Origin of the sequence: Dactylosporangium sp. CS-047395, from assembly GCF_050942185.1 — a bacterium.
Classification (GTDB): domain Bacteria; phylum Actinomycetota; class Actinomycetes; order Mycobacteriales; family Micromonosporaceae; genus Dactylosporangium.
In genome coordinates this window covers 5,675,033-5,700,943 of sequence record NZ_CP192015.1, presented here as the reverse complement: position 1 = coordinate 5,700,943, position 25,911 = coordinate 5,675,033, and the positions used below count along the sequence as shown (strand labels likewise).

Sequence of the window (25,911 nt, the reverse complement as noted above, 5' to 3'; positions counted from 1 at the left end):
CCATGGCCCACCCGGCCGACCGGGCAGATGTGCGGTCACACCGCCGCAGCCCAGCTCAGGACCGCTTTCGATTCACCCCGTGGATCATCGGCGGGCTCGTTGTCGTGCTCGCCGGCGCCGGCGGCGTCTTCGCGTACGGCAAGCTGACGAAGACGACGTGCACCGGGTCCGTCACCGCGACCGTCGTCGCCTCCCCGGCCACCGCGACCCTCCTGGAAGACCTCGCCACGAAGTGGTCGGCGACCGACCCGGCCGTCGCCGGGCAGTGCGCGCACGTCGCCGTGTCCGCCCGGGACACCGCCGTCATGGCCCAGGCCCTCGGTACCGAATGGGACGCGAAGGTCGGACCCCAGCCCGACGTGTGGGTCCCCGACTCGTCCGCCTGGGTGCGGCGCGCCTCCACCGCCGCGATCGCCGAACGGATGATGCCCGACCTGCAGCCCAGCCTCGCCCGGACCCCGTCCGTGCTCGCCATGCCCAAGCCGATGGCCGAGGCACTCGGCTGGCCCGACGGGGAGATCTCCTGGCAAGACATGATCAACAAGGTGGCGGCGGACCCGCAGGGCTGGGCGAAGTACAACAAGGCCGACTGGGGCAAGTTCAAGTTCGGGATGTCCGACCCGCTGCAGTCCACGTCCGGGCTGCTGGCGCTGATGGCGATCCTGGACGGCAACGACGACGGTGAGGTCACCCCAGACGAGCAGGCGACCCTCGCGAAACTCAAACAGGAACGGGCCGTCTACACCGACACCACCGCGCAGCTGCTCGACGGGCTGTCCAAGGCCGACAAGACCGGCGCCGAACAGGGCCTGCAGTACGTGTCGGCGTTCCCCGCCCTCGAGCAGGACGTCCTCACCTACAACAAGTCCAACCCGCACACCCCGCTCGTGGCCGTGTACCCGTCCAACGGGTCCGCGGACGCCGACAACCCGTACCTGATCCTCGAAGCGCCGTGGGCGTCGAAGGACAAACAGGACGCGGCCAAGGCGTTCCTGGCCTACGCGCGCGGCCCCGAAGGACGCCAGGTGTTCCTCGACGCCGGGTTCCGCGACCCGAACCGTGTCGGCGGCGCCGCCCTGGCCGGGTCGACGTTCGCGGCGCGGATCAAGACCGTGCCACGGGCGGTACTGCTGCCGGAGTCCGTGAAACAGTCCATGGACACCTGGACCGCGCTGACCCGCCCCACGAACGTCCTGCTCGTGCTCGACGTGTCCGGCTCCATGAACGAGCAGGTGCCCGGCACCGGCAAGACCCGCATGCAGCTGGCCAAGGACGCCGCCCGCTCCGCCGTCGAGCTCTTCGACGGCGACGTCGACGCCGGCCTGTGGGTGTTCTCCACGAAACAGGCCGGGACCACCGACTACAAGCAGCTCGTCCCCATCGGCCGGGTCGGCGACCCCGTCGGCGGGAAACCGCGCCGGGACCAGATGACCGCGGCGATCGACAAGCTCGCCGCGACCGGCGACACCGGCCTCTACGACACCGCGGCCGCCGCCCAGCAGGCCGTCGTCGACGCCTACCAGCCCGGCGCCACGAACCTCGTCGTGCTCATGACCGACGGCAAGAACGACGACTCCACCGGCGGGCTCAACCTCGACCAGCTGCGGGAGAAACTCCAGGCCAACGCCGGCAGCGACAAGAAGGTCCCGATCGTCACCGTCGGCTACGGCAACGACGCCGACTTCGCGTCGCTGCAGGAGATCTCCCGGGTCTCCGGCGGCAGCCTCTACACGTCCAAGACCGCGTTCGACATCAACGAGGTCCTGCTCACCGCCATCTTCGGCAAGGTCTAACGGCGCAGCGGGTTCGGGATCCGGCACCAGCGATCGGTGAGCGGGTCCCGGGCCACGCGCATCGCCGTCGTCGCCTTCACCGGCCACGGGTTTTGCAAAATCCAAGAGCCGTCGCTTGTACCGCCTGTGCCCGCCACCACCGCCGCCACGTCCTCCCACAGTCCGTCGCCGGCGATGCTGGACAGCACCGTGGCGAACAGCGACGCGACCAGCTTCGTGCGCAACGCGTCCTCGTCGCGGGTCGGCAGCGCCCCGATCAGCGGCGGCATCGTCCGGCCGGCCCGGGCCAGGCGCTCCGGGTGCACGTGGATACCGCCGAGATCCCGGTAGTACACCCGGATCGGTTGTTTATTTGTGTCGAGCTCGACGAGGGTGTTCTGGCCGTGGGCCTCCAGGGCGACCCCGTCGTGCAGCAGCCGCAGCATCGGCGGCAGGACCAGCTCCACCAGGGCCTTCCGGAACGCGCGGGTGGCGAGGTCGGGGCGGTGGGGCAGCAGCGCCAGCGGCAGCACGTCCGCGCCCGGCGGGGGGGCCTCCCGCCACACCGCGCCCAGCGTCCGGTTGTCCAGGACGGTCCCGGCGCTCACCTCCCGCAGCACCCGCAGCCCGCCGGTGGCCAGGGACGCGACCAGGTCGGAGGCGAGCGGGCCGTTGTGGATGGCGGCGGGGGAGAGGGTCCGCACCGCCGACGTCATCTGCACCTCGACCGCCGTCTTCACATGCCCGCCGGCCGTTTCCAGGGTCCGCAGCGACATCAGCGGCCGCGCCGGGACATCGACGCCCGTGTCCCGGACGAGCCCCGTGGCCAGGGCCCGGGGGAGCTGCCACGGGTGGACCGGGAAGCGGGGCGGGACCGGTACGCCGGCGGTGCGCCAGTCACCGGGGTCGGCCTCCACGATCCGCAGCGCCACCTCCGGATGGTGCTCCGGGGCGTAGGCGAGGACGTCGAGGGTCGACATGCCGATCCTGGTGCGGCAGCACGGATGCAGCGGGTGGCCGTCCACGATGGACTGTTCCGCGCCGGCCAGCCCGCCGAACGGCGGCGGCGGGGCCGTCATCGCCAGCGCCAGGTTCGCGACACTGTTGTCGAGCTCCCGCCTGAACGCCGGCGCCATGTCCAGGGCGGCGGCCAGGGCGCCCGGATCGTCGAACGCTGTTCCGTCGACGACCACCTCCGGCCGTGGCGGGCCGAACAGCGGCGGGGGAGGACCGTCGAGGCGGGCCGGGTCGACGAGGCCCTCCCGCCACAGCGCACCCCACAGCCGGCTCATCACCGCGGCCCGCGCATCCGGGACGTTCGCCTCGAAAGCGGACACGAGGTGCGGGCGGTGCTGCCGGAGCGCCGCGGCGGTCTCGGCGACGTCGGGTGCGCTCACCGGCCCGATTTTAGAGTGGCCGCTGCGACCGATGTGATCGACGTCGTCCGTTCGGCCCAATTTGTCCACGCCGACCACCCGGCTGCCGACCTACCTGCGGAAATGCTGTGATGTACGCGAGGATCAGCTTGGAGCACGGACGCTTCGGGAGGCCAACATGGAGATCAGACAACTGACGGCCAGCACGCCGGCCGCCGCCCAACCGCCGGCACCGCCGAAAACGGTGCCGGGTGCGGCGACGAACGCCGCGGTGGAGGCACCCGCCCCGCCGCCGAAGGGCGGACTGCCCGCATCGCAGCAGGTGCTGAGCAAGCTCACGCCCGGCGACCGCGCCGCTATCGCCGGCGCCACCGGCTACCACCTGTCACCGACCGGTGCCGTCACCAACGCGTCCGGGGCGGTGCCGCCGTGGTCGTTCATCATGGCGTTCGCGGCCTCCCGGACCGCCGTACCCACCGACGACGCCGCAGCGGCCAAGGCCGACCCGGCCGACGGCGGCAACCAGATCGACGTCACCGTCTGAGCATCGCCGTGTTGAAGATGCGCCGGCACGCCGACCGCCGGCGCATCCCTCCCATCAGTCTGCGCGTTACGGTCCCGTTTCGCGTGTAAACATCGGCCTGCGGGGCGTTGACCGCGCCGCGGCCGGGCCGTTGCATGGACGCATGAGCGACGCGCCGGCACTCATCGCGACCCTGCTCACCGTCATCGACCGCCGCGACTGGGCCGGGCTGTCCGGCCTCGTCACCGACGACGTCGTCTACCACCGCCCCGGCTGCCCGCCGATCGAGGGCGCCGAGGCGTTCGTCGGCTTCTACCGCCGGCGGTGCATCGTCTCCGCCGGCCGGCACCAGGTCGACCGCTGCCTGTCCGGCGACGGCGAGGGCTTCTGCTGGGGCCGCTTCGACGGCATGTCCCACGCGGGCGTGCCCCTCAACGAGATCTTCGCCGACTGGTACGAGTTCCGCGCCGGCCGCATCGCGCGGCGCCGGACGTTCTTCTACCGGCCGGCGATCTGATTGTTCTCGGGCTCTGTTTGTTGAGGTTCTGGCTGCTGTCGGCCCGCGACTTGCGGGAGTGGCTCCCGGGCCTGGACCCAGTCCGGTGGCAGCGCCGGGTCGTGGGCGGCGAGGATGCCGCCGGTGATCGCCGCGGTCGTGTCGATGTCGCCGCCGGCGGTGCAGCACGCCTCGATCCCGGCCGTGAAGTCGCCGAGGAACCGGTTCGCGACCCAGATGGTGTACGGGACGGTGTCCTGCGCCGTGACCCGCTCACCGGTGCCGAGGACGCTCGCCGCCTGCTGGACATTTCGGATATTTCGGGCCTTGCGGAGCAGTTTCGCGACGGTGGTGGCCGGGTCGACGTGCTGCAGGGCGGCGGCGAGCAGGTCGGGCCGGGCCCCGGTGAGCCGCGCGTACGCGGCGGTGCTCGCGGCGACCGCCACCGCGACGGCCCCGGCGACACCTTCCGGGTGGGCGTGCGTGACGACCGCCTGCGCTTGGGCTTGTTCCGCGGCCCGGGCCGGGTCGCCGGCGTGGTAGGCGCCGAGCGGGGCGACCCGCATCGCGGCGCCGTTGCCGTAGGAGCCCTGCCCTCCGAACCCGTCCCGGGCCGCGTCGGGCCAGGGTGTGCCGGCGACGATGGCCTGCAGGGTCAGGTAGGCGCCGACGCCGTACCCGCGGCCTGGTTCGCAGGCTGTTGCCCACGCCTTGGCGAGCTTGTCCTGGTCGACGGTGTCGCGGGTGTGGAGGTGCGCGACGAGGACGGCGGCCATCTGGGTGTCGTCGGTCCACGGCCACGGCGGGGTGCGCAGCTCGGGGCGGGTGAAGTGCTGCGCGCCGTACGCGTCGCCGGTGGCGAGGCCCTCGAGCGCGTCCCTGGCGAGGGCCCGGCGCGTCTCCGGGTACAACACTGGCCGCATGGCTCTCAGCATAGTCTGGTTGACATAATGTGCATTATCGACCATGGACGGGTTGGTCGGTCGGAGGCTCGAGCGCGTGGTACGGCTCGCATGGCACTGGCCCGGTGACCCCGTCGAGCACAACGCCGGCCCGGTGCACCTCGTGTTCGACGACGGCCGCGGGCTCGTGCTCGACGGCCGCAGCGACTGGACGCTCAGACTTACCGAGACCGAACCCGGCGACGACAGCTGGCTGCGCATGTACGACTACGATTTCGACGGCGGGCGCTGGCTGCCCCGCGACGCGACAAGCGAGCCGCCGTTCGCCGCGGTCGTCACGCGCACCCTCGACGGCGCCGAACAGCTCCGCAATCAGTTCGGCGAGCTGGACGGCCTGCGGCTGCACTTCGGCGGCCGGACGGTGACGTTGCGGACCGTCGAGGGTGAGATCACAACCTGACCGGGCGGGACATCCGGGGCGGAACATGGTCACCGTCGGTTGCGGTTTTCCGGACGAGCAGGCATGGACGGCGCAGGTGGGCATGAACGGGGCCCCGTTCGGGTGAGGCACGCTAGGTGATCGACGTATGCGGCGGCTACCCTGTGCGTATGCGTGAGATGCGCAAGGAACGGGTGACGGTGACGATGCCCGCCGATGACGCCGCGGCCGTGCGCCGGTTCGTGGACGCCGGCGGCGCGGAGTCGGTGTCGGCGTACGTGGCCGAGGCGGTCCGTGGCCGGCTCGCCCGGGACCGGGCGCTGCTGACGCTCAACGAGCTTTATGCACAGCGTGGTGTACGGCTGGACCCGGAGCATCACGCGTGGGCACGCGAGGTGCTGGGGGTGGCGCCCGCGAGCGGTTCGGTGTCGTGACCGCGGTCGGGGGAAGAATCCTGGACAGTTCGGCGATCCTGGGATTCGTAGCCGGGAAGCCGTACAGTTCCGCGATCGTCTGGCACGCCGTCGACCAGGGCGTCGTCCTGGCGGTGCCGGCGGCGGCCCTCGCCGAGGCGTGGGCGCAGACGTCGCCGAAGGATTACGACGTGCTCAAGGTACTGCTGAGCCTGCCGGTGGTGGTCGTGGACGACCTGACCGCGGCGGACGCGATGGACGGCGGCGCCATGTTCGCCGGCGACGGCGGCCCGGCGACGGTGGCGGCCGCGCACGTGGTCCGCCGGGCGCAGGCCCGTCCCGGCTGGGCGATCGTCACGGACCGCGCCGACGTGCTGCGGACCCTGGACCCGCAGGCGGAGATCGACGAACTCCCCTGATCCCTGTTCTCTGCGTCTCGCTCCCCGCCCTCTGCGTCTCGCTCCCTGTTCTCGCTCCCTGTTCTCGCTCCCGTTGCCGTCTCGTGCTGTCGTACGGTGTGTCGCGTTCGGAAAATGTCGTAGGTGGCTGGTATGACTGTTCCGACACATGTTCGATTGACGGGTTGGGGAGGGTGCGATGGTTGCCGCGCGGACCGCGGCCAAGGGCTTGTCGACGGTGGATCTGGAGCAGATCCGGGACACCCTCGCGGCCGGCCGGAAACCGAAAGTCGTATTCACCGAGCAGGCCGGGCAGATCGCCGGGCAGCTGGGCCAGATCGTCGCCTTGACGGACCCGGAGCTGTCCGACGAGTGGGTCGTGGTCCGCTTCGGCCGCGACGAGCTGCCCTTCTCCCCCACCGACCTGGCGATCGCCCCGAAGACCGCGCCGGCGAAGCGTGCACCGGCCGTTCCCGCACCTCGTGAGGAGAGCCCCGTGCCAGCCCCTTCCGTAGCCGACTCCCCCGCCGCCACCGCGGCCCCGGACTCCTCCCCCGCCGCCGGCAAGTCCGCAGCCACCGACGCCGCCGCCGGCTCCGGCTCCGGGTCTGGCGGCTCGTCGTCCGCCGCATCCAAGTCCACCGGTTCGACGGCCGGCAACGCCTCTGGCACCTCCGGCTCGCCCACCGCGGGCGGATCGTCCGGCGGCAGCTCAGCCGCCGGCGGTTCGGGCGCCGGCGGCTCGAGTGTCGGCGGTTCGGGCGCCACTGGTTCGGGCGGCAGCGGTTCGGGCGGCAGCGGTTCGGGCGGCAGCGGTTCGGGCGGCAGCGGTTCGGGCGCCGGCGGCGCGGCCAGTGATGAGGGCGGCGATTCGTCCGATTCGTCGGCTTCGGCAGCGAAGCACACGCCCGGAAAACCGGCCGCGAAGAAGGCCGCCCCGAAGCCCAAGCCGGCGCCGGGCCTGACGGTGACCCTGGCCTACGCCGACGGCGAGTGGACGGTAGCCGCGAACCAGGGCGCGAAGGCCCTGGCCAAGCCGTACGTCATCAAGGCCGGCGAAGCCCTGAAGATGGTCGCGATGCTCGACGTCCCCGGCGTCCACGAGGCCGTCGAGGAGATCGTCTCCGCCGCCCGCGCAGAGGCCGAAACCCAGGCGGAGCGCCTGCGGGCCGAACTGGCCGAAATCGAGGCCCGCCTGGCAGAACTGCGCGAGGCCGAGTAGCAAGCACGCGCCTCGGACAGTGGGCCACCGCCACCTCGGCCGTGGCCCACTGCGCCGGGTCTTGGGCCCGCCGTCCCCGCCGTGGTCGTTGTGCCCGCCGGTCGCCGCATCGTGCACCGTGCTGGTCCGCGCTATCCACGCCGAGACCTCGCCATCGGACGTGAGTATGGTGCACCGCGCCGGTCCGCGCCCCGGGTCGCAGCCGCAGGTTCGCGCTATCGACGCCGAGACCTGCCGTCGGACGAGCCGTCGGACGCGAGTATCGAACACCGGGCGGTCCGCGCCGGCAGGTCTGCGCCATCTACGCCGAGTTTGCCGGCAGACGAGCGTGGAGGGCGCACTGCCCGCCCACGGGTGTTCGGTGGCGACCTCGGTCGGCGTGACGCTGGCAGGTCGGATGAGCGGAACACCGGCTGACGGTATGGTTGCGCGTTCCGGATACGGCGCTACCGTGTCCGGATCGGTAGCCAACCACCAGCAGCCAGAGGACACGCGTACGTGAGCGACGGGGAGCCAGCCGGGCGTCCGGCCGACGACACCACCATGACCGCGTCCCGGTCCGCGGCTCCCCCGTCGGCGAACGTCCCGTCGGCGAACGTCCCGTCGGCCAACGTCCCGTCGGCGAACGTCCCCACGCGGGAAGGCGGCGCGGCGAACATCCCCACGGCGAACGGGCCGACGACGGAAGCCCCTGCGGGGGAAAGCGGCGCGGCGAACGTTCCCACGGCGAACGTTCCCACGGCGAATGCCCCGACGACGGAAGCCCTCGCGGGGGAAGGCGGCGCGGCAGGCGGAGGGCGGCCGGACGACTTGGCGGGCGCGCTGGACGGGGCCCGGGGCGGGGTGGGGGTTGAGGTGTGGCGGGTTCCGCGTACGTGGCGGTTCCTGCTCGTCCTCGCCCGGGTGGTCGTGGCGCCCGTTGCGCGGTTGCGGGTCACCGGAGGGCTGCCGGCGGAGTTGCGGGGCGGGCCGGTCATTCTCGCCGTCAATCACATCGGGCCGTTTGATCCGGTGGCTGTCACGGCTGCTTGTCAGGCGGCTGGGCTTGCGCCTCGGCTGATGGCTACCGGGGGGCTGTTCCGGGCGCCGGTTGTCGGGGCGGTGATGCGGGCGGCGGGGCATATTCGGATCAACCGGCGGCAGGCGAATGTCGCTGCGGCCGTTGATGATGTGACGCGGGCGCTTGCGGCTCGGTCGCAGGTGCTGGGGTATCCCGAGGGGCGGATCACGCTTGACCCTGGGATGTGGCCGGAGCGGGGTAAGACCGGGCTGGCTCGGATTGCGTTGGCTACCGGGGCACCTGTGGTGGCGGTTGCGCAGTGGGGCGCTCATGAGGTGGCGGCGTGGGGTGGGTTCGGGCCTACTGTGCGGACCCTTGCGCGGGCCTTGGTGCGGCGGCCTGTAGTGCGGGTGCATTTCGGGGCTGTGGTTGACCTGTCGGGGATTGACGCGGGGGTGCCGGGGGCGGCGCAGCGGGCCACGGATCGGATCATCGATGCGATCACCGAGGAGTTGCGGCCGTTGCGGGTGGATGAGCCTCGGCTGCCGCGGTACGTCGATCCCGTCCGGCCGTTGACGCTGCAGCGCCGGCATCGTTCGGCCAGAGCGGTGAGCGGCCGGCCGTCCGCCTGACACGGCGACGGCGCGGTCCGAGGCCGCCGACGAAAGCCGGCGGGACCAACCTGGCCAAAAAGGCAGCCAGATCAGCCCGGCGAGCCAACTCAACCAACGCGACCAAGCACCTCGAGCATAAATCGAGCACGGTGTCAGCCAGGTGTCACCTAACCTCGACGCGAAGCGCCGCGACCGGGCGCGCAGCAACGAGCAATGAAGCGCGAGCGCCAGAAGGAGAGCACGACTCGTCGGGGAGCGTAGGGTGCGGCTGTCCGGCGGGCAGCGGCAGCGGATCGCGCTGGCGTGGGCGTTCTACCGGGATGCGCCGGTGCTGGTGCTGGACGAGGCGATGTCGGCGTTGGGAGCCGAGGCGGAGGCGGCGGTGTACCTCGCCTGCCGGACGTGCATCGCGATTTCGCACCGGCTCGACCCTCTCGCGGATGGACCGGATCGTGGTCCTCGACGCGGGCCGGATCGCCGAGGAGGCACCCACCAGGAGCTGCTGGACCGGCGCGGCTGGGACGCCGAGCTGTGGGGCACGCAGCACGGAGGAGCTGCTGCAGCGGCGCGGCTGGGACGCCGAGCCGTGGCGCCGGCAGCGCGGTCAGCTGCCCTCGCGGCGCATCCGCAGGTAGGCGAGGACGGCCTCGCGGGTTGTGCGCACGCCGAGGACCTCGCGGGCCTCGGCGATGCGCCGGTTCGCGGTGCGCAGCGACAGGAATTCGGCGGCCGCGGCAGCGGCGATGGTCTCGCCGCCGGCGAGGCGTTCCAGGAGGGCGCGTTGTTCGGGGGCGAGGACCGGGCCGCCGCCGTCGTCGGACGGGTCGGTGCCGAGGTCGGCGTCGGGGTCGGTGGTGACCGGCCCGATCCGGCCCAGGTCGGCTAGCAGGGCGCGGCCGATGTCGGCGGCGGTGTCGCTGATGGCGACGATGCCGGCGCCGCGGGCGGCGGCGAGCAGGGCGAGTTCGGCGGTGTCGCCGTCGGCGACGCGGCCGAACAGGGCGAGCCGGGCGTCGGAGACGTCCCAGCCCTGGTCGGTGAGGGCGAAGCCCTCGCGGGTGGTCCAGCCCGCGCGGGCGAGCCTGCGCAGCACGGCGGTGGCGTCGGCGCCGTTCGCCACGACGTACCGCGGTGCGAGTGCCGGATCGCCCGTCATTCAGCGGCCCCTGGGTGAGAACATGCGCCCACCATGCGATGAAGGGGCCTTCCCGCACAAGACCACAGCGCTACTCATCCACGTTCCTCTATGTCCGCGAATCCGTGCCCATTACCCGGGACGGCGGACTCGTGAAACAAAAATCTCTCACTGGCCGAGCTCCTCGATGGCCAGCGCGGCCGCTTCGGTGCGTGTTCTGGCTCCGAGCTTGCGCATTCCGGACCGGATGTGCGTTTCCACGGTCTCCCGGGAGATGCCGAGCTGCCCGGCGATGCGGCGGGTCGGCTCGCCGTTGGCGACGAGGCGCAGCACGTCGCGTTCCCGGTCGGTGAGCTCGTCACCGGCGCGCCGGCCGCGGGTGTCGCGCCGGATCGAGTGCCGGCGCAGGGCCCGGCGGGCGCGGCCGAGGAGCACGACGAGACCGGCCTCCTCGGCGAGGCGTTCGGCTTCCAGCAGTGGTGGTACCGCCTGCTGTGCCTCGTCCTCGAGCAGCCCCTGGGCGAGCAGGCAGCGCACCTCCTCCCGGCGGGCCAGGGCGTGCCAGGCGGCAGCCGCCTCGGCGAAGCGGTCCGGGGCCTTCCACGCCTCCAGGGTCGCCTGCACCGGGGCGAGCGGCACGAGGTCGTCGCCGGCGGTGACCGCGGTGCCGGCGTCGTAGGCGGCCCAGCGGGCGGTGATCCGCCGCAGCCCGTCGACCAGCGGCGTGGACACCGCCCCGTCGGACGGGTCGAACGCCTGGTCGGGGCGGCCGTCGAGCCATGCCGCCTCGCGGGTCACCCAGTCCAGGACCGGCCCGGCCGACGCGGGACGGTTCTGCAGCGCCTCCAGGCGGGCCCGGGCCGGGGCGAGCAGCCCGCCGTCGGCCTCGGCCAGCGACGCGGCGGCGACGGCGTAGCCGCGGGCCAGGGCGGGCAGGGTCCGGTCGGCGAGGTCCCCGGCCCGGCGCACCACCTCGTCGATCTGGTCGCCGCGCAGCGCGTCGCACCACAGCTGCGCGGCCAGGAACCGGGTCTGCCACGAGTAGGCGAGGTCCCCGGCACAGGCGGCGGCGGCCGCCGCGGCGGCCTGGGAGGCCTCGGCGAGGCGGGCGTCGGCGGTCAGGGTCTCCACGAGCAGCCACGCCGACCAGCGCGCGGCGAGCGCGTCACCGGCCTGCCCGGCGGCGGAGGCGGCGGAGGCGAGGCCGTACTCCCAGCCGGGCTGGCGGGTCCCGGCCCGCACCGCGGCGATCGCGGCCCGCAGCCCCGGATGCGCGGGCGCGTCACCGTGCACGCCCAGCAGCTCCTCGGCCCGGGCCAGGGCGCCGCCGGGGTCGGTGGTGAGCATCGACAGCAGCCGGATGCGGTCCCGGCCGCCGAGGACCTCGGCCGGCACGTCGTCGCCCACCGACGCGACGGCGGCCGCGGCGGGCACAGGGCTGCCCTGCTGCAGCAGCGCCTCGCCGCGCAGCACGGCCGCGACCGGGTCGGCGCCGTTCGCGTCGAGGACCCGCAGGCAGGAGCCGGGACGGCCGGCGGCCAGGGCGGCGCGGGCGGCGGCGATGCGCACCTGCGGCTCGGCGTCCACGCCCGGCAGGTCGCAGGCGAGCAGCAGGAGCTCGGCGCGGTCGCCGGAGGACTCGGCGGCCGCGGCGGCGGTCACCGCGACCTGGTACGCCTCCGCGGCGGCTCCGGCGGCGGCGAGGTGGCGGGCCGCCTCCCGGGGCGGGACCAGGGTGGCCAGGCGGCGGTGCAGGGCGGCGCGCTCGGCGGCGTCCAGCAGGCCGGCGGCGACCTCCGCGGTGTACGGGGAGACCGGTGCCGCCACCCCGTCGGCCAGCTCGACCAGGCCGGTCTCGACCAGCTCGGTGAGGCCCTCGCCGAGGACGGTCGCGGTCACCGGGCGGCCGAGCAGGCCCAGCGCCGCCATCGCGGTGCGGGCCGGACGGGTCAGGTCGGCCAGGGCGCCGGCGACGGTGTAGGCGAGGCCCTTGTCGAGGCCGTCGTCGCGCGGGGTCCCGCCCTGCGCGACGTGCTTGGCCAGGGCGACGACGGCCAGCGGGACGCCACCGGCCCGGCGGACCAGGTCGGTGACGACGGCGGCCGACGCGGACGGGGCGAGCTGGCGCACCAGCGCGGCGGCGGCGTCGGCGGGCATCGGCGGCATCGACAGCCACGCCCCGGACTTCGCCGCCGCCTCGCGCAGGGCCCGCTCGGCGTCGCCGGGGAGCCGGTGCGGGGTCCGCAGGGTGACAACTATCCGACAGTGCTCGGCGATCGCCGGCAGGGCCGCCATCGTCAGCGGATCCGCCCACTGGAGGTCGTCGAGCAGTAGCAGGCCGTGACGGACCCGGGAGCGGACGGCCTCGGCGAGCAGCGGCGCCTCATGTGACGGGAGTCGCACCCGCACCGCCCGGGACAACGCCAGCGCCGGTACCCCGCGCAGCATGGCGAGGGCGCCCCCGCTGAACACGGGACCGCGGAAGGACTCCCCCAGGCGCTTGAGCACCCCGGTGCGGCCCGTGCCCGGAGCACCGGAGATGACGACCAGACCGGGGTTGTGCAGGGCCTCGACGGCCGAGGCGAGCAGGTCGGCGGGCGGCCACACGGCAGGAACGCTCGCCCGGCCCACGACCGCCGACGCCACCGCCGGCCCGGCCGCCGGGCTGGCCGGCTGCTGCACGACGGGCTCATCAGTCGGTGCCTCAGGCACGGGAAGCCTCCATTCCTGGCACGAACATGGGATCCTGCGCGCGCAGGATATTCGTAATGTGTGTGCCGTACGTGCGTGACATGACGGTACTGATCTGCACCCAGGAGCGAATAATGAGCGAGGTCCACCCCTTGGACACCCGAGGGTACGTCGGCATTGTGGCTGAACCCACCGGCCTCGCGCAGTCGGTGATCAGTCTGTGGCCGACGTCGAAGCGGGGCTGAACCCGTGCCGACAGGACCACTCAGCTCCCGTGTGGGTGAACTGTGCGCCGAAGTCGGCAACCGGCTCGGCGGCGCCGCCCAGGCCCAGGTCGTCGACGTGCGCCGCCGCCTCGGCGAGCCGCTGCGGGTCGCGATCGCCGGGCGGCTCAAGTCCGGCAAGTCCACCCTCGTCAACGCGCTGATCGGCCGGCGGGTCGCGCCGACCGAGGTCGGCGAGTGCACCCGGATCGTCACGCAGTTCCGCTACGGCACCTCCGACCGCGTCGACGTCGTCAAGCGCAACGGCAACCGGGTCAGCCTCCCCCTCGACGAGGCCGGCATGATCCCGCAGCGCCTCGGCGTGGCCCGGCACGAGGTCGCCTACGTCGACGTCACGCTCACCAGCGACCACCTGCGCGACCTGACCGTCGTGGACACCCCCGGCCTGTCCAGCGCCAACACGTCCGTGTCCGACCAGGCCCGCCGGTTCCTGTTCTCCGAGGCCCCGATCGACGACGACCTCGACTCCGACTCCGCCGGGGCGCTGTCCGGCGCCGAGGCCATCATCTACGTGTTCACGCAGTCCGTCCGCGACGACGACGTGCAGGCCCTGGAGGCCTTCCGGTCCATCTCCGCCCGGCTGTCGTCCAACCCGATCAACTCCCTCGGGCTGTTCAACAAGGTCGACAAGCTCGCCGGCGGCGGGCAGGACCCGTGGCCGATCGTCGCCCCGCTCGCCAACGACCAGTCGAAGGTCCTGCGCCGCGTCGTCTCCGACGTCGTCCCCGTCGTCGGCCTGCTCGCCGAGACCACCGAGGCGGGCCGGCTCACCGCCGCCGACTGCGAGGCCCTGCGCCAGCTCGCCGCCCTCGCCCAGGGCGAACGGACCGTGCTGCTGGCCTCCGTCGACCTGTTCACGACCCGCGACTGCCCCGTCAGCCGCGAGTCGCGGGAACGACTGCTGCGGCTCCTCGACCTGTACGGCATCAGCTTCGCCATCGCGCAGCTCGTCGCCAAGCCGACCCTGGCCACCGGTGAACTGGTCCGGATGCTGTTCCAGGCCTCCGGGTTCCCGCGGCTGCGCCAGACCCTCGACCACGCGTTCCGGTGGCGCACCGACGCCATCAAGGCCGGCTGGGCGCTGTCGAGCCTGGAGAAGATCGCCAGCCACGCCGAGCGGCCGCACGACCGGGAACTGCTCCGCGACGCCATCGAACGGGTCCTGCAGCAGCCCGAGTCGCACCGGCTGCGGCTGCTCGAGGTGGCGCAGCTGGTCACCACCGGCGCCGTCGACCTGCCCGACCAGATGGAGGGCGAGCTGACCCGCCTGGCGCTGTCCAACGACCCCGGCTGGATCCTCAACCTGCCCAGCGCCGACCGTGACTCGATGGTCCGCGCCGCCCTGGACGCCGCCACCCGCTGGCGCGCCTACGCCGTGGCCGGCGCCAGCCCGTCGCAGTCCCGCGTCGCGCTCGTTGCACACCGTGGCTTCTACCTGCTCTCCCAGCGCATCCGCGGCGGTGGAGCAAATGTCCGATAATCACAACAGCACCACCTTCTCCGGTACAGCCAATACCCGAGGCCCCCACCCCCAGGAGCCGAAGATGTCCTCCAACAGCCTGCGTCTGCTCGCCGTCGGCGTCGCGCTCGTCATCGCGGTGCTCACCGGCGTGGCGACCGGCCTGCTCGGCGGTGCCCCGAACTGCCCCGCCCAGACCGCGACCGCCGGCGCCACCCCGACACCGACCCAGGTCGAGGGGGCCGGCGCGGCCGGCGGCGCGGTCAAGGCCGGCGGCAACACCCCCGAGCAGCCGGAGAACACCGGCGCCGGCACCACGCAGGCGCAGACCCTGCAGACGAAGGCCTGCACCGCGCAGGAGGGCTTCGGCGTCAAGCCGGCCCTGGTCGCGTTCGTCGGCACCCTGTTCGTCGGCGCCGCCCTGCTGCTGTTGCTGCTGCTGGCCTCCCGGGGCGGCGGCCGCGGCGCCACCGCCCCCGTGTCGGCGCCCCCGGGCGGCCGCGGCGGGCAGTCCGACGCCGACCGGCGGGCCCTCGTGCAGGCCTCCATCTACGTGCGGGACCGGGTCACCAGCAAGGCCCTCGGCGACCGGCTCGGCGCCGCCCTGCACGAGGCCGGGGTCACCACCCTGGAACCGGCCGGGGTCCGCTTCGACCCGGCCCACCACGAGGCCGGCGGCACCACCCCGACCAACGACCCGAACCTCAACGGGCAGATCTCCGGCGTCGAGGTCCCCGGCTACGTCGACCGCGACGGGCGGGTCCTGCGGGCCCCGATCGTCACCGTGTACCAGTCGGCGCGCACCGCCGGCGGCCCGACCGGCGCCCACCCGACCGTCGGCCGCCCCGCGCAGGCCGGCGGCCAGACCGGCCAGCACCCGGTCGTCCAGCCGAGCCAGCCCAGCCAGCACACCACGCAGCAGCCGCGCAGAGAGCAGCCACGATGACCCAGACCCCGAACGCACCCGCCGGAGCGGCGCCGAAGAAGCCCGCCGACGCCACCGCGGCGCTGGGCAAGCTGCTCAAGGCCGGCGTCGACGGCAGCCTCGCGTACCTGCGCAAGATCGACCCGGACGCGGCCGCCGACATCGACACCGAACGCCGCCGCGAGGTCGTGCGCCCGAAGGTCGTCGTCGTCGGCGAGACCAAGCGCGGCAAGAGCTCGCTGACGAACATGCTCATCGGCGTGCCGAACCTGTCGCCGGTCGACGCGGCCGTGGCCACCGCCTCCTACCTGGAGTTCATGCACAACCCGCAGCACGGCGCCCGCGCCTACATCCCCGGCCGCGAGGACCCGGTGCCGATCGGCCTGGGCGACCTGCGCGACTGGGGCACCGTCCTGGGCCGCATGCCCGACGGGATGCGCCCGCCGCGGCGGATCGAGATCCACCACTCGGCGCCGCTGCTGCAGTACCTGACGCTCATCGACACCCCCGGCACCGGCGGCCTGGACTCGATGCACGCCGAAGTCGCCATGGACGCCGTGGAGAAGGCCACCGCGCTGCTGTTCGTCGTGGACTCCTCCAGCCCGTTCTCCAAGCCGGAGATGAACTTCCTCATCGAGGCCAGCAAGAAGGTCAACTTCGTGCTGTTCGCGCTGACGAAGGTCGACGCCTACCCCGGCTGGCGCAAGATCCTCGACGACAACAAAGGACAGCTGCAGACCCACGCGCCCCGGTTCGCCTCCGCACCGTGGTACCCGGTGTCGGCCCGCCTCGCGGAGCTGGCGATGCAGATGCCGAAGGACGCCGCCGGCGAGCTGATCCGCGAGTCGCGCATCGCCGAGCTGCAGCACGCCCTCATCGACCTGGCCTCCAAGGGCCACCTGCTGCAGCAGGCGAACGTGCTGCGCAGCGTGCGCTCCGAGTACATCCGCGTCGACCAGGAGATCGGCGACCGGATGAAGGCCACCGACCCCGACCCGGCCGACGCCGAACGGGCCAAGGAGGAGCGCCAGCAGGTCGCCACCCGCAAGCGCACCGAGTCCCGGCAGTGGTCCCTGGCGCTGTCCACGGAGACCCAGCGGGCCCGGGTCGAGGCCACCACGCGGCTGCGCAACTACATCACGCAGCTGCAGGAACAGTTCATGGAGAAGATCGACAAGGGTGGCCGCGGCGACATCTCCGAGCTGCCGGCCGAGCTGGACAAGGCGCTGTACGCGCTGTCCGTGCGGCTCTCCCACGACCTCGAGTTCCGCTTCCGCAAGGTCGGCGAGCGGGTCCTGGCCCAGGTGTTCCACCCCAACGAGCTGCAGCACGTGCTGCGCGGCCTCAACGCCCGGCTGCGCCACGCGCTGGGCACCAAGCCCCGCCGCGAGCAGTCCGGCGACGGCGCGATGGTCGTCATGTCCTCCGCCGGTATGGCAATGATGGCCGCCCGCATCCCCGGCATGGTCGGCGGTGGCGCCGCCCTCGGCGCGATCGGCCTGGCCGGCGCCGGGCTCGTGCTGCCGGTCGTCGGGGTCGGCCTCGGCCTCGCCGCCGGCGCCTACATGATCTTCAAGCGCAAGAGCATGGCGGACAAGCAGCAGGCCCGCCAGTGGCTGCGGGAGGTCCTCGGCGAGGCCCGGGCCGCCCTGTCCGACGAGATCATGCACCGGTTCACCGACCTGCAGTACGCGCTGACCCTCGCCCTCGACGAGGCCATCGAACGGCGGGTCAAGCAGCTCGACGCGCACATCGCGCAGATCGACAAGTCCCTGGGCGAGGACAAGGCCGAACGGGCCAAGCGCAAGGCCGCGCTGAACACCGAACGGGAAGGTCTGCGATCCCGCATCAAGCAGGTCGACGAGGTGCTGGTGCGCATCCGCGCGCTCACCCCGTCCGGCCCGGCCGATGCGGGTGAAGCGGCCGCCGAGGCGTAGGGGGTTGACCGATGGACGGGCACTGGCAATGGTCCGAGGGCGACGACGCCGACACGGCTGACCTCGGCGCCGACGACGGCGGGCACGACCTGCACGGCGGCTTCGGCGAGGACTACGGCGCCGGCTACGACGACGCCCACGACGCCCACGACGACGCGCACAGCGCCGGCGGGTACGACGAGCACGACCTCGGCGAACCCGGGCAGCACCTCAGCGACGGGCACCTCGGCGGCGACCACGACCTCGAGGAGCCGCTCGGCACCGAACACGCCACCGCCGAATACGACGAAGCCGTCCACGACGACGGCGGCGACGGCAGCGACGGCGGGGAGCCGGCCGACGACGGGCAGCTGCACCTGAGCGACGGGCACATCGACGGCGCCGAGGACAGCCACGAGATCCAGGACGGGCACGAGGCGGCGTTCGGGACCGATCCCGACGTCGACGCGTCCGCCGACGACCCGGGCTGGCACGAGGTGCAGTTCCCCGAAGAGCTGCACCTGAGCGACCCGCCCGCGCCCGTCGACGGCTTCCCGTGGACCGACGCCGACGTCCTCGGCGGGCCCGACCACAACCTGTCCGCCGCGTTCGACCCGGCCGTGCACGAGCCGGCCGAACCCGCCGGGCTGGCACAGTACGAGCATCTCGACCTGCCGGCCGGCACCGACCCGTGGAGCCTGCTGCTGGGCTCCGACGACCCCGGCACGAGCAGCCTGGCCGCGTTCTGGGCGCCTCAATAAAGAAGCAACCGCAGACAAGCGCGGCTCTGGTACCTCAGTGGGGTACCAGAGCCGCGTTTGTGGTTCTTGGTTAGTTGAGGGCCGTCCAGAGCAGGATCACGAACAGGATCGCGACCAGGACCAGGACGACGACGATCACGGCGATCCAGTTGCGCTCCGCCGCCTCGCCCTGGTTGGCGGGGGCCTGACGGGCGGCCTGCGGCGGGAACGGGCCCGGGCGGGCCGGGACGACCGGCTGCTGCACGACCGGCTGCGGGGCCGGCTGGGCGCGGAACACCGGCGCCGGGGTCACCGGCTGCTGGACCACCGGCGGGCGCTGGACGACGGGCTGCGGGGCGAGCACCGGGGGACGCTGCTGCACCTGCGGGACGACCGGCGGGCGCTGGACCGCCGGGGAGACCGGGACGCCCGACATCGGGGCGTTCGTCACCCGCGCCGGGGCCTGCTGCGGCATCGGGCGCTGCTGCGGCGGGACCGTGCGCGGGGTGCCCGAGGTGCCGACCGGGGCGACGGCGGCGCCGATGCACAGCGCACCCTCGACCACGACCGTCTCCGGCTGTTCCAGGGTGGTCGGGGCCACGCCGAGCTCGGTGTGGATGAGGTGCGCGGCCAGCGGGATGCGCGACGAGCCGCCGACGAGGAAGATGCCGACGAGGTCCTTGGGCTGCAGCCGCGCCGACTCGATGGCCCGGCGCAGGCAGGCGACGGTGCGCTCCAGGTACGGCCGGACGAGCGTCTCCAGCTCCTCGCGGGTCAGGTGCGCGTCGATCTCCATGGACGGCAGGTGGATGTCCGTCGACGCGGTGCGCGACAGCATCTCCTTCGCGCCGCGGACGTCCTCGTAGAGCATCCGGCGCAGCCGGCGGTCCGAGGCGTCGGTCGGGTTCGCCAGGGCCGCCCACTTCTCGGCGTGGGACTCCTGGTACGTCTTGCCCAGGTGCTCCACGATCGCGTGGTCGAAGTCGAGGCCGCCGACGTCGGCGAGGCCGTCCTCGGCGAGCACCTCGAAGCCGGACTGGGTGCGGCGGACCACGGTCGCGTCGAACGTGCCGCCGCCGAGGTCGTAGATGGCCAGGCTGCGCCCGACCGGCACCGCGGAGCCGAGCACGGCGGTGAAGTACGACGCGGCGCCGACCGGCTCGGCGATCAGCCGCGGGGTGCCCAGCCCGGAGATGCGGCAGGCCTCCATGAGCAGCGACCGGCGCCGCTCGCCCCAGCGGGCCGGGTGGGTCAGCCGGACCTCCTCCGGCGCCCCGCCGAGCTGCCGCCGGGCCTCCGCGTTGACCTGTGACAACACGTGCGCGAACAGGCGCGGCACCGGCATCGAGTGGTCGCCGATGAACACCTCGCCGTCGTCGATGCGCCGCTTCGGGTTGGGCTCGAAGCGGGCCGGGTCCAGCCGCGCGTTGCGCTCGGCGTCCCGGCCGACGAGGACCTTCCCGTCGGTGTTGAAATACAGGGCAGAGGGCAGCAAGGGAGAACCGTCGAACAGCAGCGGTCGCATCCGCGTGTCCTGGGTGCGGACCATCGCGACCGTGTTCGACGTGCCGAAGTCGATGCCGAGCACGCGCATGTGCGTCACCATACCTTTGCCGTTCCGCGCTCTGCGTCGGCCGTCAAGCCTGCCGTAACCCGCCGTTGCGCGAAGTTGACCCATGATCGCTGCATACTGGCCGCGTGAAGCAGGTGCCCTACCTCGACGCTCCAGGACCGCTGGGCTTCGCCCACCGTGGCGGGGCGGCCGCCGGTGACGAGAACACGACAGCGGCGTTCGCCCGTGCCGCCGACCTCGGTTACCGCTACATCGAGACCGACACGCACGCCACCGCCGACGGGGTCGCGGTCGTGTTCCACGATGACACGCTGCAACGCCTCCTGGGGCGCCCGGGTCGGATGATCGACTTACGGTGGTCGGATCTGGCCACGGAGCGGGTCGGCGGGGCCGCGGCCGTGCCCCGCCTCGACGAGGTCCTCGACGCGCATCCGGACATCCGGTTCAACATCGACGCCAAGACCGAGCCCGCCGTGGCCCCCACCGTCGAGGTCGTGCGGCGGCTCAACGCCCACGACCGGGTGCTGCTGGCGTCGTTCTCCTCCGCCCGGCTGCGCCGCCTGCGCCGCCTCGCCGGGCCCAGTGTGGCCACGTCCATGGGGATGCGTGAGGTCGCCGGGCTGTGGGCCGCCTACCAGGTCGGACGCCGCTACCAGCCGCTGGAGACGGTCGCCGCGATCCAGATCCCGCCACGGTACGGCCGGATCGCGCTGGCCACCCGCCCGTTCGTCGACTACTGCCACCGCGCCGGGCTGCACGTGCACCTGTGGACGATCGACGAACCGGCCGAGATCGAGCACTTCCTCGACCTCGGTGTTGATGGCATCATGACCGATCACATCGAGGTGCTGCGCGACGTCTACATCAAGAGGGGCATCTGGCCGTGACGGGTGTTCGGGAAGAGTCCACAGTGGAGTACAGCTCCCGTCGTGAGCGCGTCGGCTGGTACTTCTACGACTGGGCCAACTCGGCGTTCCCGACCACGGTCGTGACGGTCTTCCTCGGCCCGTACCTGACCGCGATCGCCGAGGCGGCGGCGCACTGCCCCGACTCGGGCTGCCCCGACGACGCCGCCGTGCACCCGCTGGGCTTCGCGATCGCGCCCGGGGCCCTGTTCCCGTACTCGGTGTCGCTGTCGGTGTTCCTGACGGTGTTCGTGCTGCCGGTGGTGGGCGCGATCGCCGACCGCTCGCCGCGCAAGAAGGAACTCATGGCGCTGTTCGCCTTCATCGGCGCCGCCGCCACGATCGGCATGCTGTTCCTGACCGGGGAGCGGTACCTGCTCGGCGCCGGGCTGTTCCTGGTCGCGAACATCAGCTACGGCGCGTCCGTCGTGGTCTACAACTCGTTCCTGCCGCAGATCGCCGACGAGCAGGACCGCGACAAGGTCTCGAGTTTCGGCTGGGCCTGGGGCTACCTCGGCGGCGGCACGCTGCTGCTGCTCAACGTGGCCGCGGTGCTCATGAAGGACAGCCTCGGAATGAGCACCGGAGAGGTCGCCCGCTACAGCATCGTCTCCGCCGGCATCTGGTGGGCCGGGTTCACCACCATCCCGCTGCTGACCCTGCGCAACCGGCCCGTCGCCGACGAGCACCTCGGCGTCGACGTGCGCGGCAACGTGCTCACCGACGGGTTCCGGCAGCTGTGGGGCACCCTCAAGGGCCTGCGGGCGCTGCCGCTGACACTGTTCTTCCTGGTCGCGTACCTCATCTACAACGACGGCATCCAGACCGTCATCAGCCTCGCCAGCGTCTACGGCACCGAGGAACTGCAGCTGCCCGACGACGTGCTGGTGCCGACCATCCTCATGGTGCAGTTCCTGGCCTTCGCCGGGGCGCTGCTGCTGGGCCGGCTCGCCAAGGCCATCGGCGCCTGGAAGACCGTCCTGGTCAGCCTGGTGCTGTGGACGGTCGTCATCGTCGTGGCGTACTTCATGCCGGCCAAGCAGGCGGTCCTGTTCGTGATCCTCGGCGGCGGCATCGGCCTCGTCCTCGGCGGCAGCCAGGCGCTGTCCCGCTCGCTGTTCTCGCAGCTGATCCCCAAGGGCAAGGAGGGCGAGTACTTCGGGCTGTACGAGATCTCCGACAAGGGCACCAGCTGGCTCGGGCCGCTCGCGTTCGGCCTCGCCCTCGACCTGACCGACAGCTACCGGGTCGCGATCATCGCCCTCGTCGTGTTCTTCGTCGCCGGGTTCGTGCTGCTGCTGTTCGTGCCGATGCGCCGGGCCATCGAACAGGCTGGCAACACGCCCCCCGCCAAGCTCTGACGTCTCGCTGACTGGTGGGTGTCGTGTACGTGACACCCTGCGTTACTGTTCGGTTCGTGCATTACCGGCTGCTCGGTCCGCTGGAGGTCGATGTCGCCGGCCGGCGGCTGGAGATCTCCGCGACCCGCGACCGGGTCCTGCTGGTCATGCTGCTGCTGCAGCCGAACCGGGTGGTGACGCTGCCCAGGCTCGTCGATGCCGTCTGGGGCGACGCCGCCCCGGTCACCGCCCGGGCCCAGCTGCACACGTGCGTGTCGCGGCTGCGCCGGCAGTTGCCGGGCGCGATCCAGACGGACACCGCCGGGTACCGCGCCGTCGTCGCCCCCGACGAGCTCGACACCCTCGTCTTCGGCCAGCTCGTCGCCGACGGGCGGGCCGCGATGGCCGGCGGGGAGCTGCACACCGCCCGCAAGCACCTGCGCGACGCCCTCGACCTGTGGCGCGGCCCCGCCCTGGCCGGCGTCGACTCCCCCAGCGTCCAGGCCGCCGCCGTCGCCCTCGAGGAGCGGCACAACAGCGCCCTGGAGGACTGCCTCGACGTCGAACTGCAACTCGGGCTGCAGGCCGAGCTGATCAGCCAGCTGACCGGCCTGGCCGAGCAGCACCCGCTGCGGGAACGCCTGCACGGCCAGCTGATGACCGCCCTGGCCCGGGTCGGTCGGACCGCCGACGCGATCCAGGTCTACCTGCGCCTCGCCGACGCCCTCGACGAGCAGCTCGGCCTCGCCCCGAGCGCCGCCCTGCAGGAGTTGTACCGGGGGCTGCTGCAACCCGCACCCGCCGGTCAACCGGCCCCGCCCGGCCCGCCCGCGCTGCTCGGCGCCGCACCGGCCACCCGGGCCATGCCGGTCCCGACCCCGTGGACGCTGCCCCGCGACATCGCCGACTTCTCCGGCCGCGACGACCTCGTCGCCCGGCTCGTCGCCGCCGCCCGGCCCGGCCGCGGCGACGTCCCCGTCGTGCTCACCGTCGACGGCATGGCGGGCGTGGGGAAGACCAGCCTGGCCGTACACGTGGCGCACCTCGTCGCCGACGGCTACCCCGACGGACGGCTCTTCGTCGACCTGCGCGCCCACGGCGAACGCCCGCCGCTCGCCGCCCACGACGCCGTCGGGCTGCTGCTGCGCCACCTCGGCCTCGACCCCGAACGCATCCCCGCCGACCCCGACGAGCGCGTCGCCCGCTGGCGCAGCGAGCTCGCCCAGCGCCGGATGCTCGTCGTGCTCGACAACGCCGCCGACCCGGCCCAGGTCACCCCGCTGTTACCGGGGGCGTCGGCGAGCCTCGTGCTCATCACCAGCCGCCGCCGCCTCGGCGGGCTCGACGGCGCCCACTCCGTGTCCCTCGACGTCCTCGACGACGCCGAAGCCGTCCGGTTCGTCACCACCGTCATCGGCGAACGCGCCGAGCACGACCCGCGGGCCGTCGCCGACGTCGTGCGCCTCTGCGGCGGGCTCCCCCTGGCGCTGCGCCTGGCCGCCGCCCGCCTCGCCCACCGCCCCTCGTGGAGCGTCGCCGACCTCGCCGACCGGCTCCGCCAGGCCAACCCGGCCCCGATCGACCTCACCGTCGACGGGCGGTCCCCGCACGCCGCGTTCGCCCTGTCGTACCGTGCCCTCGACGACGCCGCCCGCCGCCTGTTCCGGCTCACCGGCCTGCACCCCTCCGGCGAGTTCGCGGTCCCGGTCGCCGCCGCCCTGGCCGACCTTCCGCTGCGCGACGCCGACGAGCTGCTCGGCCGGCTCGTCGACGCCCACCTGCTCATGGAGCCCGTCGCCGGCCGGTTCCGGCTGCACGACCTGCTGCGGGAGTACGCCGCGCAGCTCGCCGCCGACGACCCCGAACACGACGCCGCCACCGACCGGATGCTCGACTTCTACCTGCAGGCCGCCGCCGCCGCGACCCGCCCGTGGGAGCACGGCCGGGCCCGCGGCGCGATCGACGTCGGCGACGTGCAGGCGTGGGTGCCGCGCTTCGCCGACCTCGCCGACACCCGCCGGTGGCTCGACGCCGAGATCGGCAACCTCATCGCCGTCACCCAGCTCGCCGACCGGCTCGGCCGGCACCGGCACACCGTGCTGCTGCCGCGGGCCGTGTGGGGGTACCTGTTCCGGCAGTCGATGAACGACGTCTCCATCGACCTGCACCACCGCGCCCTGGCCGCCGCCGAGGCCCTCGCCGACGACGACCTCGTGGCGATGACCCGCAACTACCTCGCCTCCGCCTACGCCCGCGAAGGCGACCAGGAACACGCCGCGCACCACCTCAACCTCATCGGCGAGCACCCGAAATGGGGCGCCCGGGCCCGGTCCAACCTCGCCGCCGTCTACCACTTCTCCGGCCGCTTCAGCGAGGCCCTCGACCTGCTCGAGCAGTCGCTGCTGCCGATCTATCCCGCCGAGGACACGGTGTACGCCGGGCAGTGGCCGACCCTCACCATGATCCTGCGGCTGCGGGGCCGCATCGACGAGGCCACCGTCGCCGCCCGGCGCACCCTCGCCGCGGGCCGGGTCAGCCGCGCCGCCGGCACCCAGCTGGCCATCAACGGGGCGATCGAGCTCGCCGTCATCCGCCAGCTCCTCGGCCAGCACACCCTCGCCGAGCTGCTGCTGCGCTGGACCGTCGAGCGGATCCCGCCCGAGGCCGGCACCGCCACGATCTGTGAGGCCCGCAGCTACCTCGGGGTGAGCCTCATCGCGCTGGGCCGCCTCGACGAGGGCCTGACCCTGGTCGAGGCGGCCGCCCGCGACTCCGAGCACCTCGAACCGCACATCGCCTGCCTGGCCGCCAGCAACCACGGCGCGGGCCTGCGGGCGGCCGGGCGGCTCGACGCGGCCAAGGCCGAATACGCGCGGGCCCTGGAACGGGCGATGCGGGCCGGGTACCGCTACGAGCAGGCCCGCGCCTACCACGGCCTCGGCCTGTCCACCGACGACCCGCGGCTGTCGCGGCAGCGGCTGCAGGCGGCCGCGGACCTGTACCGGGCGATGGGCGTCACCGAACTCGCCGAGGTCGAAGCCCTTCTGCACGGCACCGACAAGTAGGCTTCCTCGCCGTGACGCCAACCGACGACGACCCATCCGCCTGCGTGGCCGCCGGAGACTCCCGCACCCGCCGCGGCGGCCGGCTGAAGTTCTTCTACGGCCCGATGGACTGCGGCAAATCCACCCTGGCCCTGCAGATGGACTACAACCACGCACGGCAGGGCCGCCACGGCCTGGTCCTGACGACGATCGACCGGGCCGGCCCCGGCCGCCTGTCGACCCGCATCGGCCTGGGCAAGGACGCCGTCGACGTCGCCGGACTGGATCTGCGCTCGCTGGTGCGCGACCGCTGGGCCCGCGGCATCCGCGTCGACTACCTCATCTGCGACGAGGCCAGCTTCTACACCGTCGAGCAGATCGAACAGCTCGCCGACCTGGTCGACAACTCCGACGTCGACGTGTACGCCTTCGGCCTCGCCACCGACTTCCGCACCTGCCTGTTCCCGGCCGCGCAGCGCCTGTTCGAACTCGCCGACGAGGTGACCCGCGTCCAGGTCGAGGTCCTGTGCTGGTGCGGCCGGGCCGGGACGCTGAACGCCCGCGTCGTCGACGGCCTCATCGCCCGGGAGGGCGACCAGGTCGTGATCGGCGACACCGCCGCCGACGACATGGTCTCGCCGTCCCCGGCCGACGTGCACTACCAGGTGCTGTGCCGCCGCCACCACCGCGCCGGCAACCTCGGCCCGGCCGCCCGCGCCGAGGGCCAGCTGCGCCTCGTGTGAC

21 protein-coding genes and 1 pseudogene are annotated in these 25,911 nt (G+C 73.1%); 17 read left to right on the top strand and 5 right to left on the bottom strand.

The features are described 5' to 3' along the window. Positions 1–104: 104 nt before the first annotated feature. A complete protein-coding gene (locus ACQP00_RS26855) occupies positions 105–1,793 on the top strand; it encodes a substrate-binding and VWA domain-containing protein (protein WP_433199368.1) in 1,689 nt (562 codons plus the stop codon). Here the strand turns inward: ACQP00_RS26855 and ACQP00_RS26850 are convergent. Then, positions 1,790–3,169 (bottom strand): IucA/IucC family protein, encoded by a 1,380-nt coding sequence (locus ACQP00_RS26850; RefSeq protein ID WP_433199365.1) that lies wholly within the window; start codon positions 3,167–3,169, stop codon positions 1,790–1,792. The genes ACQP00_RS26855 and ACQP00_RS26850 overlap by 4 nt on opposite strands. 157 nt (positions 3,170–3,326) lie before the next feature. Between ACQP00_RS26850 and ACQP00_RS26845 the strand changes: the two genes are divergently transcribed. Both ACQP00_RS26845 and ACQP00_RS26840 read left to right on the top strand, forming a co-directional pair. Continuing rightward, positions 3,327–3,692, top strand: a complete 366-nt coding sequence (locus tag ACQP00_RS26845) for a hypothetical protein (RefSeq protein WP_433199362.1) — start codon at positions 3,327–3,329, stop codon at positions 3,690–3,692. A gap of 142 nt (positions 3,693–3,834) precedes the next feature. Next, positions 3,835–4,188, top strand: coding sequence for a nuclear transport factor 2 family protein (locus ACQP00_RS26840; RefSeq protein ID WP_433199359.1), 354 nt, complete (start codon positions 3,835–3,837; stop codon positions 4,186–4,188). Here ACQP00_RS26840 and ACQP00_RS26835 read toward each other — a convergent pair. Then, positions 4,170–5,090 carry an ADP-ribosylglycohydrolase family protein gene (locus ACQP00_RS26835; RefSeq protein WP_433199356.1) on the bottom strand — a complete coding sequence of 307 codons (921 nt, stop codon included), beginning with the start codon at positions 5,088–5,090 and terminating at the stop codon, positions 4,170–4,172. The genes ACQP00_RS26840 and ACQP00_RS26835 overlap by 19 nt on opposite strands. A gap of 76 nt (positions 5,091–5,166) precedes the next feature. Between ACQP00_RS26835 and ACQP00_RS26830 the strand changes: the two genes are divergently transcribed. The 6 genes and pseudogenes from ACQP00_RS26830 (at position 5,167) to ACQP00_RS26805 (ending at position 9,790) form a co-directional block, all read left to right on the top strand. Further along, positions 5,167–5,529 (top strand): hypothetical protein, encoded by a 363-nt coding sequence (locus tag ACQP00_RS26830; RefSeq protein WP_433199354.1) that lies wholly within the window; start codon positions 5,167–5,169, stop codon positions 5,527–5,529. Between the two features lie 149 nt (positions 5,530–5,678). Beyond that, positions 5,679–5,942: a ribbon-helix-helix domain-containing protein gene (locus tag ACQP00_RS26825; RefSeq protein WP_433065821.1), complete on the top strand. Its 264-nt coding sequence runs from the start codon at positions 5,679–5,681 to the stop codon at positions 5,940–5,942. After that, the gene (locus ACQP00_RS26820; protein WP_433199351.1) at positions 5,939–6,340 is read left to right on the top strand and encodes a hypothetical protein; all 402 of its coding nucleotides are present in this window, start codon (positions 5,939–5,941) and stop codon (positions 6,338–6,340) included. The genes ACQP00_RS26825 and ACQP00_RS26820 overlap by 4 nt, the downstream gene beginning before the upstream one ends. 841 nt (positions 6,341–7,181) lie before the next feature. Continuing rightward, positions 7,182–7,541: pseudogene (locus ACQP00_RS26815) on the top strand (DUF6319 family protein); the annotation flags it as partial. Positions 7,542–8,384: 843 nt separating this feature from the next. Further along, positions 8,385–9,173 carry a lysophospholipid acyltransferase family protein gene (locus ACQP00_RS26810; protein WP_433224005.1) on the top strand — a complete coding sequence of 263 codons (789 nt, stop codon included), beginning with the start codon at positions 8,385–8,387 and terminating at the stop codon, positions 9,171–9,173. A 422-nt stretch (positions 9,174–9,595) separates the two neighbouring features. Then, the gene (locus ACQP00_RS26805; RefSeq protein WP_433224364.1) at positions 9,596–9,790 is read left to right on the top strand and encodes a hypothetical protein; all 195 of its coding nucleotides are present in this window, start codon (positions 9,596–9,598) and stop codon (positions 9,788–9,790) included. Here the strand turns inward: ACQP00_RS26805 and ACQP00_RS26800 are convergent. Beyond that, the gene (locus tag ACQP00_RS26800; RefSeq protein ID WP_433199348.1) at positions 9,760–10,311 is read right to left on the bottom strand and encodes a LuxR family transcriptional regulator; all 552 of its coding nucleotides are present in this window, start codon (positions 10,309–10,311) and stop codon (positions 9,760–9,762) included. The genes ACQP00_RS26805 and ACQP00_RS26800 overlap by 31 nt on opposite strands. Positions 10,312–10,458: 147 nt before the next feature. After that, complete coding sequence (locus ACQP00_RS26795; protein ID WP_433199345.1) at positions 10,459–13,002, bottom strand: helix-turn-helix domain-containing protein; 2,544 nt, start codon at positions 13,000–13,002, stop codon at positions 10,459–10,461. A 255-nt stretch (positions 13,003–13,257) separates the two neighbouring features. Between ACQP00_RS26795 and ACQP00_RS26790 the strand changes: the two genes are divergently transcribed. From ACQP00_RS26790 to ACQP00_RS26775, 4 genes are all read left to right on the top strand, one after another. After that, a complete protein-coding gene (locus ACQP00_RS26790) occupies positions 13,258–14,745 on the top strand; it encodes a dynamin family protein (protein ID WP_433199342.1) in 1,488 nt (495 codons plus the stop codon). A gap of 64 nt (positions 14,746–14,809) precedes the next feature. After that, a complete protein-coding gene (locus tag ACQP00_RS26785; protein WP_433199339.1) occupies positions 14,810–15,670 on the top strand; it encodes a nucleotide exchange factor GrpE in 861 nt (286 codons plus the stop codon). Next, a complete protein-coding gene (locus tag ACQP00_RS26780; RefSeq protein WP_433199336.1) occupies positions 15,667–17,586 on the top strand; it encodes a dynamin family protein in 1,920 nt (639 codons plus the stop codon). The genes ACQP00_RS26785 and ACQP00_RS26780 overlap by 4 nt, the downstream gene beginning before the upstream one ends. Before the next feature lie 11 nt (positions 17,587–17,597). Then, positions 17,598–18,326 carry a hypothetical protein gene (locus ACQP00_RS26775; RefSeq protein WP_433199333.1) on the top strand — a complete coding sequence of 243 codons (729 nt, stop codon included), beginning with the start codon at positions 17,598–17,600 and terminating at the stop codon, positions 18,324–18,326. A 70-nt stretch (positions 18,327–18,396) separates the two neighbouring features. Here the strand turns inward: ACQP00_RS26775 and ACQP00_RS26770 are convergent, their stop codons facing one another. Further along, positions 18,397–19,899 (bottom strand): Hsp70 family protein, encoded by a 1,503-nt coding sequence (locus ACQP00_RS26770; RefSeq protein WP_433199330.1) that lies wholly within the window; start codon positions 19,897–19,899, stop codon positions 18,397–18,399. Between the two features lie 104 nt (positions 19,900–20,003). Between ACQP00_RS26770 and ACQP00_RS26765 the strand changes: the two genes are divergently transcribed. From ACQP00_RS26765 to ACQP00_RS26750, 4 genes are read left to right on the top strand one after another with little or no spacing between them, the layout of a single operon-like run. After that, positions 20,004–20,765 carry a glycerophosphodiester phosphodiesterase family protein gene (locus tag ACQP00_RS26765; RefSeq protein WP_433199327.1) on the top strand — a complete coding sequence of 254 codons (762 nt, stop codon included), beginning with the start codon at positions 20,004–20,006 and terminating at the stop codon, positions 20,763–20,765. Continuing rightward, the gene (locus ACQP00_RS26760; protein WP_433224003.1) at positions 20,756–22,144 is read left to right on the top strand and encodes an MFS transporter; all 1,389 of its coding nucleotides are present in this window, start codon (positions 20,756–20,758) and stop codon (positions 22,142–22,144) included. The genes ACQP00_RS26765 and ACQP00_RS26760 overlap by 10 nt, the downstream gene beginning before the upstream one ends. 56 nt (positions 22,145–22,200) lie before the next feature. Then, entirely contained in the window at positions 22,201–25,188 is a 2,988-nt protein-coding gene (locus ACQP00_RS26755; RefSeq protein WP_433199324.1) for an AfsR/SARP family transcriptional regulator, read from the top strand. An 11-nt stretch (positions 25,189–25,199) separates the two neighbouring features. Continuing rightward, complete coding sequence (locus tag ACQP00_RS26750; protein ID WP_433199321.1) at positions 25,200–25,910, top strand: thymidine kinase; 711 nt, start codon at positions 25,200–25,202, stop codon at positions 25,908–25,910. Position 25,911 lies beyond the last annotated feature (1 nt).

Coding starts and splice junctions, on each gene's coding strand:
- ACQP00_RS26845 (WP_433199362.1), top strand. CDS start 3,327: ATGGAGATCAGACAACTGACGGCCAGCACGCCGGCCGCCGCCCAACCG.
- ACQP00_RS26840 (WP_433199359.1), top strand. CDS start 3,835: ATGAGCGACGCGCCGGCACTCATCGCGACCCTGCTCACCGTCATCGAC.
- ACQP00_RS26835 (WP_433199356.1), bottom strand. CDS start 5,090: ATGCGGCCAGTGTTGTACCCGGAGACGCGCCGGGCCCTCGCCAGGGAC.
- ACQP00_RS26825 (WP_433065821.1), top strand. CDS start 5,679: ATGCGTGAGATGCGCAAGGAACGGGTGACGGTGACGATGCCCGCCGAT.
- ACQP00_RS26805 (WP_433224364.1), top strand. CDS start 9,596: ATGGACCGGATCGTGGTCCTCGACGCGGGCCGGATCGCCGAGGAGGCA.
- ACQP00_RS26800 (WP_433199348.1), bottom strand. CDS start 10,311: ATGACGGGCGATCCGGCACTCGCACCGCGGTACGTCGTGGCGAACGGC.
- ACQP00_RS26785 (WP_433199339.1), top strand. CDS start 14,810: ATGTCCTCCAACAGCCTGCGTCTGCTCGCCGTCGGCGTCGCGCTCGTC.
- ACQP00_RS26780 (WP_433199336.1), top strand. CDS start 15,667: ATGACCCAGACCCCGAACGCACCCGCCGGAGCGGCGCCGAAGAAGCCC.
- ACQP00_RS26775 (WP_433199333.1), top strand. CDS start 17,598: ATGGACGGGCACTGGCAATGGTCCGAGGGCGACGACGCCGACACGGCT.
- ACQP00_RS26770 (WP_433199330.1), bottom strand. CDS start 19,899: ATGCGCGTGCTCGGCATCGACTTCGGCACGTCGAACACGGTCGCGATG.